The following is a 14492-nucleotide window of genomic DNA, read 5'->3' as shown; positions in this document are numbered from 1 at the left end:
CGGAGCGTGCGTCAGTCGACCAGTGCCTTGCCGAGGGCGGCCTCGGCCTGGTCCTCCGGGGTGCCCGCCGCCGGGGCGTCGTTGGACGAGCGGAGCGGGACCTCCTTGATGAACCAGGCGAGCACCGGCACGGCGATGGTGAAGACGACCGCCCAGAGGAAGACGTGCGAGATGGCGTCGGAGAGGCCGCCGAGCACCAGCTCGCGCACCTGCGCCGGCAGCTCCTTGAGCTGCTCCAGGTCCATCCGGCCGCCCTCGCCGCCACCACCGCTGAACGCGCCGCCGGCGGCGGAGTCGGCGAGCCGGTTGGCGAAGATCGCGCCGAAGAGCGAGATGCCGAAGGAGCCGCCGATGGAGCGGAAGAAGGTGGCTCCGCCGCTCGCCGCGCCGAGGTCCTTCTGCTCGACACTGTTCTGCGCGATCAGCATCGAGGTCTGCATCAGGAAGCCCATGCCCGCGCCGAGCACGACCATGTAGAGCGAGGACTCGGCCTTGCTGGTGTCGACGTCCAGCCGGCTGAGCAGGAACATGCCGGTGGTCATCACCACGCCGCCGACGATCGGGAAGATCCGGTACCGGCCGGTCTTCGTGATCGCCCGGCCGATCACCAGCGAGACCACCAGCATGCCGAACATCAGCGGGAGCAGCAGCAGGCCGCTGTTGGTGGCCGAGGCGCCCTGCACGGTCTGCTGGTAGAGCGGCAGGAAGTTCATCGCGCCGAACATCGCGAAGCCGAGCAGGAAGCCGATCACCGAGATGAGGGCGAAGTTCCGGTTGGCGAACAGGGCCAGCGGCAGGATCGGCTCGGCGGCCCGGCGCTCGACGAAGGCGAAGACCACCAGCGCGACCGCGGCGAGCGCGGCGAGGCCGAGGATCTGCGGGGACGTCCAGTCGTACTCGTTGCCGCCCCAGGTGGTGAGCAGCACGATCGCGGTGATGCCGACGGAGAGCAGCGCGGCACCCAGCCAGTCGATCTTGTGCTCGGTGCGGTACTTCGGCAGGTGCATCGTGGTGGCGAGGACCAGCAGCGCGATGCCGCCGAGCGGCAGGTTGACGTAGAACGCCCACCGCCAGGAGAGGTTGTCGGTGATGAAGCCGCCGACCAGCGGGCCGGCCACCATGGCGATGGCCATGATGCCGGCGATCATGCCCTGGTAGCGACCCCGCTCGCGGGGCGGCACCAGGTCACCGATGATCGCCATCACGCCGACCATCAGGCCGCCGGCACCGAGACCCTGCACGGCGCGGAAGGCGATCAGCTCGACCATGCCGGTGTCGACGCCGCCGAACATGCCGGAGCCGGACATGCCGCACAGGGCCGAGCCGATCAGGAAGATCACCACGGAGGTGAGGAAGACCGCCTTGCGGCCGTAGAGGTCACCGAGCTTGCCCCAGATCGGGGTGGAGACGGTGGTCCCCAGCACGTACGCGGTGACCACCCAGGTGAAGTGGTCGACGCCGCCGAACTCGCCGACGATCCGCGGCAGCGCGGTGCTGACGATCATGTTGTCGAGCATCGCGAGCATCATCGCGATCATCAGACCGAACAGCACGACCCGAACGTTGGGTCTCGCCGCCGCCTGCGTTTCCTGAGTCATGGGTAAGCTCCCCCGGAGATATGTCGCACTTACTTGCCGCCCGGCTAGTCACCTTACTAGCCGCACGGTAAGTTGGACAGCAGAAAACCGTCAAGCGGGTTAGGTGGTACGGGTGAGGGAGAGCACAGGCGGCACGCGGGAACGCATCCAGGCCGTCGCGCTGGAGCTCTTCACCGAGCAGGGGTACGAGAAGACCTCGCTCCGGGAGATCGCCGAGCGGCTGGGCGTGACCAAGGCCGCCCTCTACTACCACTTCAAGAGCAAGGACGAGATCGTCAACAGCTTCGTCGAGGACCGGTTGCACCGGATGGACGAGCTGATCGACTGGGCCCGGTCCCAGCCCGCCAACCTGGTCACCCGACGGGCGCTGATCACCCGGTACGCAGACGCCATGTTCGACCGCGAGCAGCCGTCGGTGATGCGCTTCTTCGAGCAGAACCAGACCGTGCTGAAGAGCCTCGCCGCCGGGATGCAGATGCGGGACCGGATGCTGCGGCTGGCCGACGAGCTGTGCCGCGGCGACGACTCGCCCGCCGCGCAGCTTCGCGCCGCGCTCACCCTGTTCGCCGTGCACAGCAGCTGGTTCGCGGTACGCGCCCCGCACATCACCGACGAGGAGCGGAAGAAGATCGCCCTCGAGGTCGCCGACGAGCTGCTGTCGAAGATCGGCGAGGCCGGCTGACCCGGTCACCGGCCGGTACGGCCCCCGGGCCGGAGCGATCGACCGGTACGGGCGCCGTCAGCCCCCGGTGAGGTCCAGCCGGAGGCCGAGCAGCTCCACCCCCGGCAGCGGGCACCAGTCCTTCTCCGGCACCCGGACAAAGCCCATCCGCTCGTAGAGCCGGTGCGCCGCGCCGGCCATACCGCTGCGTACGCAGATCACCACCGCGGAGCAGCCCAGCTCGGTCGCCCGGGCCACGCAGGCCCGGACCAGCGCCTCCCCGGCGCCACGGCCCTGGGCGGCCGGGTCGACGGCGAGCATCCGGAACTCCGCCTCGCCGGGGCCGGAGAGCTCGGCGTACGGGGTGCCGGCCAGCACGAACGTCACCGCCCCGAGCACCTCGCCGGTGTTCTCGTCGACGGCGACCAGCACCTCGCCGGTCTCGGCCCGGGTGGCCACGTCGGCGAGCACCACGCCGTACCCGTTCTCGCCCTTGAGCTGCCCGTCGGCCTCGTAGGCGGCGACCGTCAGCCGGGCCACCGCTGGGTGGTCGGCCTGGTCGGCGCGACGGACGGTGAGGCCGGTCAACCGATCACCGCGATCAGGTCGCCGTCCTGCACGACGTCACCCTCGTTGACCGCGATCTGCTGGACGACGCCGTCCGACTCCGCGATCACCGGGATCTCCATCTTCATCGACTCCAGGATCACCAGCGTGTCCCCCTCGGACACGGTGTCCCCGGCCGACGCGACGACCTTCCAGACGTTCGCCACCATCTCGGCGCGGATCTCCTCGGCCATGTGACGACCCTCCCTCTCCACCGGTGTGCCTGCGAACGGTATCCAATCATGACCCGGGCCACCGGCGGTCGCGGAGCGGCCGCAACGCCGCTTTCGCCCCCGCCGGACCACGGGCGACGCCGCCGGCACTAGCATCAGCTCCGTCGGTCTCCGGACGCCCGGAGGACCCGTACGCGACCTCCGCCGCGCTCGCCCGCGGTCGGGACCGTGACCAGCACAAGGAGGCACAGCATGGCGAAGAAGGCCCGGAAGAAGAAGGCCCGGAAGAAGAGCGGCGCGAACCACGGCAAGCGCCCCAACTCCTGATCGTCGGCGGGTACGCCCGCCAGCGACGACCGCCCGGCCCTCGGCCGGACACGCCGGTGGCCCGGGTCGACAACTCGACCCGGGCCACCGGCGTACGTACGTTCAGTCCGCGAGCTCGCGGGACTCGCTGCTCTCGAAGACCACCAGCTCGGTGAGGCGTACCCGCAGCCGCTCGCGCAGCTGCTCCGGCGCGGTCTCGTTGCCGCAGCACCGCGCGACCAGCGCCTTCACCTCCTGCTCGATGCCGTACTCGCGCAGGCAGGGCCCGCACTCGTCGAGGTGGTCGCGGATCAGCACGCGACGCTCGTCCGCGCACTCCAGATCCAGGTAGAGGTAGACCTCCGCGAGCACCTCGCGGCAGTCCGTCTCGTGCGGCTCTCCACAGCTCACGGTCACACCTCCCGGCCGGCGGCGGCGGTCGAACCCTTCGACGACGACGCGGCGCTGAAGCCCCGCTCCGCGGCGTACTGCTCGAGCAGCTTGCGCAGATTACGTCGGCCGCGGTGCAGCCGCGACATCACGGTGCCGATCGGCGTACCCATGATGTCGGCGACCTCCTTGTAGGAGAAGCCCTCGACGTCGGTGAGGTACACCGCCAGGCGGAACTCCTCCGGCAGCTGCTGGAGGGCCTCCTTGACGTCGCTGTCCGGCAGGCGGTCCAGCGCCTCGGTCTCCGCCGAGCGCAGCCCGCTGGAGGTGTGCGACTCGGCCTCGGCCAGCTGCCAGTCGGTGATCTCCTCGGTGGGCGCCTGCACGGGCTGGCGCTGCCGCTTGCGGTAGGAGTTGATGTAGGTGTTGGTCAGGATCCGGTAGAGCCAGGCCTTGAGGTTCGTGCCCTGCTCGAACTGGTGGAAGGCCGCGTACGCCTTCAGGTACGTCTCCTGGACCAGGTCCTCGGCATCCGCCGGGTTGCGGGTCATCCGCAGTCCGGCAGCGTAGAGCTGATCGACGAAGGGCATCGCGTCCCGCTCGAAGCGGGCCCTGCGCTCGTCCGTCTTCTCGGTGGTCAACCGCACATCCCCTCGAGTCGGATGCTTTCCCGCCGAGGATACGCGTACGGAGCTGCCCGCAGATTCACTTCCGGCCGGTGTGCTGGTGCTCACCGCGGCCGACGCCTCAGCGGGCCACTCCGGCGCGTCCAACAGCCGCCTCAGCTGCCGCGCGTCCCGTTCGTCCCGCTCCCGGCTCCGTGTCTCGGTCGGCACCGGTCACCCCCCTCGGCTGGAAATGTCATCCAGGGGTAGCAACCGCGCGGTGGGGCGACGCATTCCGTCGCCCCTCCCGCCGTTCCTGGCCCCGGCCTCGGCCGCGACCGACGCTGGGACCAGGAAGGGCCTGGGAGGATGGCGCCGGCCGCCCGAACCGGCCGCCCGACACCACCCGATCAACGACGTGCGGGGGCCGCCGGTCACGCCGGGACGGCGGGTCCGACCGAACAAAGCGGGCAAGATCACGCTCGAACATCGACGTAGTCCCCTGACGTACGCCGGAAGAGGGGTCTGGCGCGATCTTCCCGCTGGTCACTCCGCCCAGCCTCGGACGCGCAGCCAGCGCAGCACCTCGTCGGCCGTGCCGGCCGGGTCGCGGCGCAGGTCATGACGCTCGCCGGGGCGCAGCACCACGTCCACCCCCGGGGCCGGGTCGGGTGCCCCGAACGGGTCCCGGTCCCCGTTGACCACCAGGGTCGGCAGCCCGGTCGCCAGTTCCGCCGCCCGGGAGCGTTCCGGGCGGCCCGGCGGGTGCAGCGGGAACGCCAGCGCGACAATGCCGGCCGCGCCGACGGCGCCCGCCGTCCGGCAGGCGACCCGGGCCCCGCTGGACCGCCCGCCGACCACCCACCGCGACACCCCCGGGTGGCGCTGCCGCAGCGCGGTCAGCACCGCCGTCCACGCCTCGTCGAGCTGTCCCGCCGGAGCCGGCGCCCGGCGGCCGGCGACGCGGTAGGGCTGGGTCACCCGGACCACCGCCAGCCCGGCGTGGACCACCGCGTCCCGGACCGCGAGCAGGTCCGGCGCGTCGACCCCGCCGCCGGCGCCGTGCCCCAGCGCGAGCAGGGTCGCCGCCGGCCCGGCCGGCAGGTCGGTGTCGATCCGGGCCGGCCCACGCGGTGTCTCGATCTCGTCGCTGTGCCGCACCGACCCATTCTGCGTCCGGACGGCGGACCACGACCGCCATCTGCGCCCGCCGCTTCCCCGTCGGGGGACGCGGGCGGCGACGGTGCACCGCGGACCGGTCAGCTCAGTGGCACGAGGGTGAGCAGGCGGTCGCGGACCGGCGGCCCGGCGTCGTCGACCGCGTCCGGATCGGGCTGCACCTCGCCACGCCAGGCGACGAGCATCGCCCGTCGCTCGCGGGGCGTGGTACCGCCCCAGACGCCGTGGCAGTCCCCCACCTCCAGCGCCCAGGCGAGGCAGGAGCCCTGGACATCACAACTGCGGCAGAGCGCCACGGCCGCGTCGGCCGGCTCATTGGGCGCCGGAAAGAACGTTTCCGGGTCCACGCTCTGGCAGGTCCCTCTGGTCCGCCACGCCTCGTCCTGTCGCCGCTCGCGCAACGCCCGCAGCAGTCGCGGATCTCGTCGTGCGGCGGCCACCTCGTGCGGGCGGGGCATACGTGCCCGTGTCAAATCCACCCACCTCCCCCGTGGGACCGGCAAGATCACATAAGACCGATGGGTGTCACCCGCCCCGTGCGAATCGACGCCCACCGCCGGCGCTGTGTTCTATCGCACTTGCGGACACGGGGACAAGACTCTGCGGTAAAGATGGCTAAACAGCCGGGCGACGTTTCAGGCGCAACCCCGGCAAATCCGCACACGACAATGTCGCCGACAGTGATCAGAACAGCGTCAATTCCGGGTCGGCCTCCGCGCGGGGCGGTGGCACCCGGACGGTCAGGCCGGGACCGTCGTTGCGGACGTCGCCCACCGCCGGGGAGACCGGGCGGATCTCCAGCCCGGCGAGCCAGGCCGCCGGCGGCGGGGCGAGCAGCGCGGCCGGCTCATCGGCCGTGGCGAGCCAGGTCGCCCAGCGTTCCCGGGGCAGCAGCAACGGCATCCGGTCGTGCACCTCGGCCAACTCGCCGACGGCCGCCGTGGTGAGCACGCTGAACGTGAGCAGCGGGCTGTCCGCCGCCTCCCACACCGACCAGATGCCGGCGAAGGCGAGCACCGAGCCGTCCGTCGGCGTCATGTAGTAGGGCTGCCGGCGGCCGCCGGGCTCCCGGACCCACTCGTACCAGCCGTCGGCGGGGACCAGGCAGCGGCGGCGGGCGAAGGACGGGGCGTACGCCCGGCTGGTGGCGATCGTCTCGGCCCGGGCGTTGATCATGCGGGCCGCGCCGGTGGCGCTGCGGGACCAGTGCGGGACCAGGCCCCAGCGGCCGACGGAGAGCGACCGCTGCCCCTCCGGCGCCAGCCGGACCAGCGGCACCGGATCGGTCGGGGCGACGTTGAAGTCCGGGCCGACCGCGCCGCCGGTCTCGTCGTACGACTCGAACAGCGCGCTCAGGTCGCCCGCGCTCCGGGACGTCGCGTACCTCCCGCACATGGCGCACACGCTAACGCGCCGATGGCTTCCCGGCTGTCCCGCCAACCGGGAGCGGGCCCGACCGCCGGCTCCATACGCCGCCGGACTTGGCAGAATGTAACCGTGGGGAATCCGACCGCGACCCGGCCGCCGCAGCCGTGGACCGCACCGACCGCCAGCGACCCGGTCGCCACGACGCTGCGCCTGCCCGGTTCCAAGTCGATGACCGCGCGGGCCCTGGTCCTCAGCGCGCTGGCCGGTGGCCCGTCGACGCTGGGCGGGCCGCTGCGCGCCCGGGACACCGAGCTGATGGCGGGCGGGCTGCGCGCCCTGGGCGCGCACGTGTCGATCTCCGACGACGACCGCTGGCTGGTCCGGCCGCACCGGCTGGTCGGCCCGGCGCACGTCGACGTCGGCCTGGCCGGCACGGTGATGCGCTTCCTCCCGCCGGTGGCCGGCCTGGCCGAGGGGCGGGTCACCTTCGACGGCGACCCGCAGGCCCGGGTCCGCCCGCTCGGCCCGCTGATCGGGGCGTTGCGCTCCCTCGGCGTACGCATCCACACCCCGGCCACCGGCAGCCTGCCGCTGACGGTCCTCGGGACCGGCCGGGTCGCCGGCGGCGAGGTGGTCATCGACGCCTCCGCCTCCAGCCAGCTCGTCTCCGGGCTGCTGCTGGCCGGCCCGCGGTTCGACCGGGGCGTGGTGGTCCGGCACGAGGGCCCGCCGGTCCCCTCCGCGCCACACCTGCGGATGACCGTGCAGATGCTCCGCGCCGCCGGGGCGGCGGTCGACGACAGCGTGCCCGACGTCTGGGCGGTCGAGCCGGGGCCGCTGAGCGGGCGCGGCTGGGAGATTGAGCCGGACCTCTCCGGCGCGGTGCCGTTCTTCGCCGCCGCGCTGGTCACCGGCGGCGAGGTGACCCTGCAGGGCTGGCCGCGCAGCAGCATGCAGCCGGTCGAGCAGCTCCGCACGCTGCTGCACCGGATGGGCGGCGAGGTGACGCTGACCACCAGCGGGCTCACCGTCCGCGGCACCGGCACCGTGCACGGCCTGGACGCCGACCTCTCCGACGTCAGCGAGCTGACCCCGGCGCTGACCGCGCTGGCCATGCTCGCCGACTCGCCGTCCCGGCTGACCGGCGTCGGGCACATCCGCGGGCACGAGACCGACCGGATCGCCGCGCTGGCCCGGGAGTTCGCCGCGCTCGGCGCGGACATCACCGAGTCGGCCGACGGGCTGGAGATCCACCCCCGCCCGCTGCGCGGCGGCACCTTCCGGACGTACGCGGACCACCGGATGGCGCACGCCGCCGCGGTGGCCGGGCTGGCCGTACCGGGCATCGAGGTGGACGACGTGGCCTGCACCTCGAAGACCATGCCCGAGTTCCCGGCACTATGGTCAGGAATGGTGACCGGCAAGAGCTGACGCGACAGGGGGCACGTCCTGGCGACCAAACGGCGCGAGTACGACGAGGACGACGTACGGGTCCGACCCGGGAAGTCGTCGCGACCGCGTACGCGCACCCGCCCCCGGCACGCCGACGCGGTCGACGGGTTCGTGATCGCCGTGGACCGGGGCCGCTACACCTGCGTCCGACCGGACGCCGGGCCGGACGACCCGACCGTGACCGCGATGCGCGCCCGCGAGCTGGGCCGCAAGTCGGTGGTGGTGGGCGACCGGGTCGGGCTGGTCGGGGACACGTCCGGGGTGCCCGGGGCGCTGGCCCGGATCGTCCGGATCGCCGAGCGCAGCTCGGTGCTGCGGCGCACCGCCGAGGACGATGCGACCACCGCCGAGGGCCGGCTGGAGCGGGTCGTGGTGGCCAACGCCGACCAGCTGGTGATCGTCAGCGCGCTGGCCGACCCGCCGCCGCGCACCGGCTTCATCGACCGCTGCCTGGTGGCCGCGTACGACGCGGACATCGAGCCGCTGCTCTGCCTGACCAAGGCGGACCTGGCCGGCCCGGAGGCGGTGCTCGGCTACTACACGGAGCTGGAGTTGCCGTACGTGCTGATCCGGCCGGACTCGGACCTGGACGCCCTGCGCGCGCTGCTCGCCGGGCGCGTCTCGGTCCTGGTCGGCCACTCCGGGGTCGGCAAGTCGACGTTGGTCAACCGCCTCGTGCCGGAGGCCGGCCGGGCGGTCGGCACGGTCAGCGCGATCGGCCGCGGCCGGCACACCTCGACCAGCGCGGTGGCGCTGCGGCTGCCGCCCGCGCCCGGCGCGAAGGGCGACCCCGGGTGGATCGTCGACACCCCCGGGGTACGCAGCTTCGGACTGGCGCACGTCTCCGCGGAGAGCCTGCTGCACGGCTTCCCCGACCTGGTGGAGGCGACGGTCGACTGCCCGGCGAACTGCCAGCACACCGCCGAGGAGGCGGCCTGCGCGCTGGACGCCTGGGTGGCCACCGGCAAGGCCGACCCGCGCCGGCTGGCGTCGTACCGCCGGCTGCTGGCCTCCCGCAGCGGCGAGGGCGACCCGCGCGGGGAGGCCGACCACCGCGGGCCCGGCGAGGGCGACCAGCGCGGGCCGGACGCGCCGCCCGCCGGATCCTGACCCGGCGACCGCCGCTACCGTTTCGGCATGACCGGGTACGCCGACGACCTCGCCCTCGCCCACCTGCTCGCCGACGCCGCCGACGCCATCTCCACCGCCCGGTTCCGCGCCCTCGACCTGCGGGTCGAGTCGAAGCCGGACCTGACCCCGGTCTCCGACGCGGACACCGCGGTCGAGCGGGAGATCCGCGCCCTGCTGGCCGAGCACCGACCGGGCGACGGCCTGCTCGGCGAGGAGTACGGCGAGCAGCCGGCCGCCGGACCCGACGGGCGGCGCTGGGTGGTCGACCCGATCGACGGCACCAAGAACTTCGTCCGGGGCGTGCCGGTCTGGGCCACCCTGATCGCCCTGCTGGAGTCCGACCGCCCGGTGCTCGGCCTGGTCTCCGCCCCGGCGCTGGGCCGGCGCTGGTGGGCCGCGACGGGCGCGGGCGCGTACGCCGGACCGGACCTCGCCGCCGGCGCGCCGATCCGGGTCTCCGGAGTGCGGGATCTCGCCGACGCCAGCTTCTGCTACTCGTCGCTGACCGGCTGGGAGTCCGCCGGCCGGCTGGACGCGATCCTGCAGGTCATGCGGGACACCTGGCGCAGCCGGGCGTACGGCGACTTTTACGGCTACATGCTGCTGGCCGAGGGGGCGCTGGACGTGATGGTGGAGCCGGAGCTTTCGCTCTGGGACGTCGCCGCGCTGGTGCCGATCGTGACCGAGGCCGGCGGCACCGTCACCGACCGGGCCGGCCGACCGGCGCCGGCCGGCGGGGAGAACAGCGCGATCGCCACCAACGGACACCTCCACGCCGACATCCTGGGCCGGCTCGGAAGGCCAGCCGCGCGCTGATCCACCGGTTGCCTCTATCCTCGCCAGGTGGTGTCCTCCGGTTGGTGCTTCCTCGCGGCCATGATCGTCGCGTACGGCTTCGCCAACCTGCTCCAATCCGTCGCCGCGGCGCGGACCACCGTGCACCACACCTTCGACCCGGGGCTGCTGCTGCGGCTGGTCAGCCACCGGACGTACCTGGTCGGGCTGCTCTGCCAGGTCACCGGTTTCGTGCTGGCCTTCCTGGCCCGCCGGGACCTGCCGCTCTTCCTGGTCCAGGCCAGCGTGGCGGCCGGGCTCGGGGTGACCGCGCTGCTCGGGGTGCTGGTGCTCAAGTGGCGGCTGCCGGCCGCCGAGGTGGCGCTGCTGGCGCTGCTCTTCGGCGGGATCACCGCGCTGGTGCTGGCCGCCCAGCCGGCGCCCTCACGGCAGCTCGGCCCGGCCGGTCTGATCGGCCTGACCGTGGCGCTCGGGGTGATCGCCGTGGCCGGCTTCTTCGCCGCCCGGCTGCACGGCGCGCCCGGCTCGGTGGCGCTCGGCTCGCTGGCCGGGATGGCGTTCTCCGCCGCCGCGGTGGCCGCCCGCCCGCTGGCCTCGGCGGACTCGGCCGAGGCGTTCGTCCGGGACCCGCTGCTCTACCTGCTGATCGTCCACTCGGTGGTGGGGCAGCTCCTCCTCGGCCTGGCGATGCAGCGGGGCTCGACCACGGCGGCGGTTGCCGCGATGGACGCCGCCGGGGCGGTGCCCGCGGCGATCGTCGGCCTGCTGCTGCTCAACGACCGGATCTGGCCGGGCCGGGAATGGCTGGCCGGGATCGGTTTCCTGATCACGCTGGCCTCGGTGGTCGGCCTCACCCGGTACGCCGAGCCGCAGCACCACCACGCGGTCGCCCGCGAGCGGGAGCGGCCGATGATCGGCGCCGGCGCCGCCCCCGCCGCTGGACGCGCCGCTCAGGCGGCCTCGACCGGCTTGCGGCGGCGGACCACCCGCTCGTAGAGCCGTTCCAACGCGCCCGCCGTCCGCTCCCAGGTGTAGCTGCACCGGACCCGGTCGACCGCCGCGTGCCCGTACGCGAACCGCCCGGCGTTGTCCGCCAGCAGCCGGCGCAGGGTGACCCCGAGCGTGCGGACGTCCCCCGGCGGCACCAGTTTGCCGGTCACCTCGTCCACCACCGCGTCGGCGATGCCGCCCATCGCGTAGCCGACCACCGGCACGCCGCAGGCCATCGCCTCCAGCGACACCCGCCCGGCCGACGAGTAGTGCGGGGTGCAGGCGACCACGTCGGCGGAGCGGTACCAGGTGGCCATCTGGTCGTGCGGCACCGCGCCGACCAGCTTGACCTGGTCGGCCACCCCGGTGCGCTCGGCCAGCTCGCGCAGCCGCCGCGCCTCGGCGTGGTCGGCCAACTGCTCGGCGGGCGGCCCGCCGGCGATCACCAGCTCGGCGTCGCCGACCAGCCGCATCGCCCGGATCAGGTCCTCCTGGCCGTGCCCGGGCGACAGTCCGCCGACGGAGAGGATCCGGGCCCGCTGGTCCCGGGGCGCCGCCTCGCCGTCGGGGTGGAACTGCCCGGTGTCGACCCCGGTCGGCACCATCGCCACCGAGCTGCGTTGCAGTCCCATCCGGGTCAGCTCGTCGACTTCGTCGTTGCACTGCGCCACCGCGATGTCCACCGCCCGGGTCAGCGCCCGTTCCAGCGGGATCCGCTCCCCCGGCCCGTCGTACCGCTGGCCGAGGTGGCGCAACTGCTCCACGCCGAGCGAGTGGAAGGTCTGCACGACCGGGATGTCGGTCTCGCGTACCGCGTGGGCGGCGGCCAGGCCGCCGATCCAGTAGTGCCCGTGCACCACGTCCGGGGTCCAGTCGCCGGCCCACCGCCCGGCCAGCCAGCGGCCGAACTCGGGCACGTGCGGCACCAGCTCGGCGGTGGGGATCGGGGTGGGCGGACCGACCGGCACGCGTTCCAGCCGGTAGCCGTCCACCTCGACGCACTCCGGCTGCCCCGGGGAGTCGCGGCGCTCGTAGACCCGTACGTCGTGGCCCCGGTCGGCGAGCTCGGCGGCGACCCGGGCGATGTGCTGGTGCGTGCCGACGGTCGGACCGTCGACCTGCCTCGACGGGCCGGCGTGCGCGCACACAAGGCCGACGCGCATGGTGCACCTCCATGCGATCTAGCGAGCGGTGGGTCCTCCCCGGTCAGAGGGTCCCATTAACCTGGCCCCGGGGAGCCGAAACCTGGCAGATCGGGATCGGTCCGGCGGGACGGCCTCGGGGCGGCCTCGGGGCGACGCGGCCCGACGCGGCCTGACCATTAGTCGACATCGCGCCGATCACCCCCGAACCACCTCGGGCGGAACCGTGATCCGGCCGACTCCGCCCGCATGACCCAGCCGGACCGGGGGTACCGGCGAAGAATGCCTCTCACCCGCAACCTCGACGACGCCACTGTCGTCATCACCGGCGCGTCCAGCGGCATCGGCGCGGCGGCCGCGTACGCGCTGGCCCGGCGGGGTGCCGACGTGGTGCTCGCGGCCCGCAGCGAGGAGGCCCTCCAGCGGGTCGCCGAGGGCTGCCGGGCGCTGGGCGGGCGGGCGCTGGTGGTACCCACCGACGTGACCGACCCGGAGGCGGTGGAGGGGCTCGCCGCCCGCGCGGCCGCGGAGTTCGGTCGGATCGACGGCTGGGTCAACAACGCGGCGGTCAGCGCGGTGGGCCTCTTCGACGAGATCCCGGTTGCGGAGTTTCGGCGGGTGGTGGCGGTGAACCTGCTCGGCACGGCGTACGGGACGAAGGCGGCGCTGCCGTGGCTGGGCGCGGCCGGCGGCGGGGTCGTGGTCAACAACGCCTCGGTGCTGGCCGAGGTGGCCATGCCCTACCAGTCGGCGTACAACGCGACCAAGCACGGCATCCGCGGGCTCGCTGACACGGTGCGGCAGGAGCTGCGGGTGACCGGCCGGGGCAACATCTCCATCTGCACGGTGCTGCCGGCCACCATCGACACCCCGTTCTTTCGGCACGCCGCGAACCACAGCGGCCACGAGCTGACCCCGCCGCCGCCGGTGTACCCGCCGGAGGTGGTCGCCGAGACGATCGTGCGGCTGCTGCGCCGGCCGCGTCGGGAGGCGTACGCGGGTGGCGCCGCGCGGCTGTTCGGCCTGCAGTGGCGGCTGGCGCCGGCGCTGGCCGAGCGGGCGCTCGGCTGGTACACCCACCGGACCCAGTTCGGGCCGGGCGTCCGGCTGGACAGCACCGGCAACGTCTTCCGGGCCGGCGCCGAGGCGGAGCGCTCCGGCCGCTGGCACGGCCGACGCCGGCAGCTGGTCCGGATGACCGCCGCGTTCGGGTTGGCGGCGGCCGGCACCGCGGTCGGCACGATGGCGGCGATGAACCGCCGCGCACGGACGGACCGCTGATGAACCGCACCGACTGGTCGGATGCGCGCCCCGGACCCGGCATGCACAATGGGACGATCATGCCGACGGATGTGCGATGCCTGGTGGAGACGGACGAATCGTCCGCAGTCGTCAGGCTGACCGGCGTGCTCGGCCTGGCCGGCGTCGACGCCGTCCGCGACGCGTTGCTGGCCCGGCTCTGGGCCCGGCCCGGCCCGGTGATCGCCGACCTCTCCAGGCTCCGGGTGGCCGAGCCCGCCGCCCGCGCCGTCCTCGACGAGGTGCGCCGCGTGGTGGCCGACTGGCCCGCCGCCGACCTGCTGGTCCTCGATCCGGCGGGTGCCCGGGAGGGTGCCGGGGCGCCGGTCCGGGCGACCCTGGACGAGGCGCAGGCCGATCTGGTCGGGGCGCCGCTGGCCGCGGTGCTGAACGCCGAGCTGACGCCCGCCGTGGACGCCGCCCGGGAGGCCCGGGCGCTGGTCGCCGACGGCTGCGGCCGGTGGGGCGTGCCGGAGCTGGCGGAGCCGGTCTCCATCGCGGTCACCGAGATGGTCAACAACGTGGTCGCCCACGCACGCACCCCGATGACCGTCCGGGTGGCCCCGCGGGACAGCGCCCTGCACCTGGCCGTCCGGGATTACTCTGCCCGGCCGCCCGCGTACGCCGGGCTGGCCCCGCTGACCTCGGCCGGGGGGCGGGGCCTGCTGCTGATCGACACGCTCGCCCGGCGCTGGGGCAGCACGCCGTTGCCGGACGGCAAGGTCGTCTGGTGCGTGCTGCACCCTGAGGATGAGGCGGCCTACCGGAGCTGACCGGGGCGAGGGCCGGTCCGCCGG

Annotated in this window: 17 protein-coding genes; 8 read left to right on the top strand and 9 right to left on the bottom strand. The window is 73.9% G+C overall.

What is annotated here, in order from left to right; genetic code table 11:
- Positions 1 to 11 precede the first annotated feature (11 nt).
- Positions 12 to 1598, bottom strand: coding sequence for an MDR family MFS transporter (locus GA0070613_RS14075; RefSeq protein ID WP_089012716.1), 1587 nt, complete (start codon positions 1596 to 1598; stop codon positions 12 to 14).
- A 112-nt stretch (positions 1599 to 1710) separates the two neighbouring features.
- Here GA0070613_RS14075 and GA0070613_RS14070 point away from each other — a divergent pair, with 112 nt between their 5' ends.
- Positions 1711 to 2280 (top strand): TetR/AcrR family transcriptional regulator, encoded by a 570-nt coding sequence (locus GA0070613_RS14070; protein ID WP_089015936.1) that lies wholly within the window; start codon positions 1711 to 1713, stop codon positions 2278 to 2280.
- A gap of 57 nt (positions 2281 to 2337) precedes the next feature.
- Here the strand turns inward: GA0070613_RS14070 and GA0070613_RS14065 are convergent, their stop codons facing one another.
- A complete protein-coding gene (locus GA0070613_RS14065; protein WP_089012715.1) occupies positions 2338 to 2847 on the bottom strand; it encodes a GNAT family N-acetyltransferase in 510 nt (169 codons plus the stop codon).
- Positions 2844 to 3059 carry a biotin/lipoyl-binding carrier protein gene (locus tag GA0070613_RS14060; RefSeq protein ID WP_089012714.1) on the bottom strand — a complete coding sequence of 72 codons (216 nt, stop codon included), beginning with the start codon at positions 3057 to 3059 and terminating at the stop codon, positions 2844 to 2846. Before GA0070613_RS14060 ends, GA0070613_RS14065 begins: the two co-directional genes overlap by 4 nt.
- 231 nt (positions 3060 to 3290) lie before the next feature.
- Between GA0070613_RS14060 and GA0070613_RS34385 the strand changes: the two genes are divergently transcribed.
- Positions 3291 to 3365: a 50S ribosomal protein bL37 gene (locus tag GA0070613_RS34385; RefSeq protein WP_369700219.1), complete on the top strand. Its 75-nt coding sequence runs from the start codon at positions 3291 to 3293 to the stop codon at positions 3363 to 3365.
- A 102-nt stretch (positions 3366 to 3467) separates the two neighbouring features.
- Here the strand turns inward: GA0070613_RS34385 and rsrA are convergent, their stop codons facing one another.
- From rsrA to GA0070613_RS14035, 5 genes are all read right to left on the bottom strand, one after another.
- The gene (rsrA, locus tag GA0070613_RS14055) at positions 3468 to 3755 is read right to left on the bottom strand and encodes a mycothiol system anti-sigma-R factor (protein ID WP_089012713.1); all 288 of its coding nucleotides are present in this window, start codon (positions 3753 to 3755) and stop codon (positions 3468 to 3470) included.
- 2 nt (positions 3756 to 3757) lie between these two features.
- Complete coding sequence (locus GA0070613_RS14050; protein ID WP_089012712.1) at positions 3758 to 4570, bottom strand: sigma-70 family RNA polymerase sigma factor; 813 nt, start codon at positions 4568 to 4570, stop codon at positions 3758 to 3760.
- A 315-nt stretch (positions 4571 to 4885) separates the two neighbouring features.
- Positions 4886 to 5500, bottom strand: a complete 615-nt coding sequence (locus GA0070613_RS14045) for an alpha/beta hydrolase family protein (RefSeq protein ID WP_089012711.1) — start codon at positions 5498 to 5500, stop codon at positions 4886 to 4888.
- Positions 5501 to 5598: 98 nt separating this feature from the next.
- A complete protein-coding gene (locus GA0070613_RS14040; RefSeq protein ID WP_089015935.1) occupies positions 5599 to 5991 on the bottom strand; it encodes a WhiB family transcriptional regulator in 393 nt (130 codons plus the stop codon).
- Positions 5992 to 6202: 211 nt separating this feature from the next.
- Positions 6203 to 6913, bottom strand: a complete 711-nt coding sequence (locus tag GA0070613_RS14035; protein ID WP_089012710.1) for an SOS response-associated peptidase — start codon at positions 6911 to 6913, stop codon at positions 6203 to 6205.
- A gap of 102 nt (positions 6914 to 7015) precedes the next feature.
- On the opposite strand from GA0070613_RS14035, the gene aroA reads away from it, so the two are divergent.
- From aroA to GA0070613_RS14015, 4 genes are all read left to right on the top strand, one after another.
- Positions 7016 to 8317, top strand: coding sequence for a 3-phosphoshikimate 1-carboxyvinyltransferase (aroA, locus tag GA0070613_RS14030; RefSeq protein ID WP_089012709.1), 1302 nt, complete (start codon positions 7016 to 7018; stop codon positions 8315 to 8317).
- Positions 8318 to 8449: 132 nt separating this feature from the next.
- Positions 8450 to 9448: a ribosome small subunit-dependent GTPase A gene (gene rsgA / locus GA0070613_RS14025; protein ID WP_089012708.1), complete on the top strand. Its 999-nt coding sequence runs from the start codon at positions 8450 to 8452 to the stop codon at positions 9446 to 9448.
- Positions 9449 to 9475: 27 nt separating this feature from the next.
- Positions 9476 to 10285 carry a histidinol-phosphatase gene (gene hisN, locus GA0070613_RS14020; RefSeq protein ID WP_089012707.1) on the top strand — a complete coding sequence of 270 codons (810 nt, stop codon included), beginning with the start codon at positions 9476 to 9478 and terminating at the stop codon, positions 10283 to 10285.
- A gap of 60 nt (positions 10286 to 10345) precedes the next feature.
- Entirely contained in the window at positions 10346 to 11260 is a 915-nt protein-coding gene (locus GA0070613_RS14015; RefSeq protein WP_172875986.1) for a hypothetical protein, read from the top strand.
- On the opposite strand, the gene GA0070613_RS14010 is transcribed toward GA0070613_RS14015, so the two are convergent.
- Positions 11215 to 12417, bottom strand: a complete 1203-nt coding sequence (locus tag GA0070613_RS14010) for a glycosyltransferase (RefSeq protein WP_089012705.1) — start codon at positions 12415 to 12417, stop codon at positions 11215 to 11217. The genes GA0070613_RS14015 and GA0070613_RS14010 overlap by 46 nt on opposite strands.
- Before the next feature lie 261 nt (positions 12418 to 12678).
- On the opposite strand from GA0070613_RS14010, the gene GA0070613_RS14005 reads away from it, so the two are divergent.
- Entirely contained in the window at positions 12679 to 13677 is a 999-nt protein-coding gene (locus GA0070613_RS14005; RefSeq protein ID WP_089012704.1) for an SDR family oxidoreductase, read from the top strand.
- Between the two features lie 59 nt (positions 13678 to 13736).
- Positions 13737 to 14468, top strand: a complete 732-nt coding sequence (locus GA0070613_RS14000) for an ATP-binding protein (protein WP_231929774.1) — start codon at positions 13737 to 13739, stop codon at positions 14466 to 14468.
- Positions 14469 to 14492 lie beyond the last annotated feature (24 nt).

It is taken from the genome of Micromonospora inositola (genome assembly GCF_900090285.1).
Classification (GTDB): domain Bacteria; phylum Actinomycetota; class Actinomycetes; order Mycobacteriales; family Micromonosporaceae; genus Micromonospora; species Micromonospora inositola.
The sequence above is the reverse complement of the archived record's forward strand: the minus strand, read 5'-3'. Positions and strand labels throughout refer to the sequence as shown.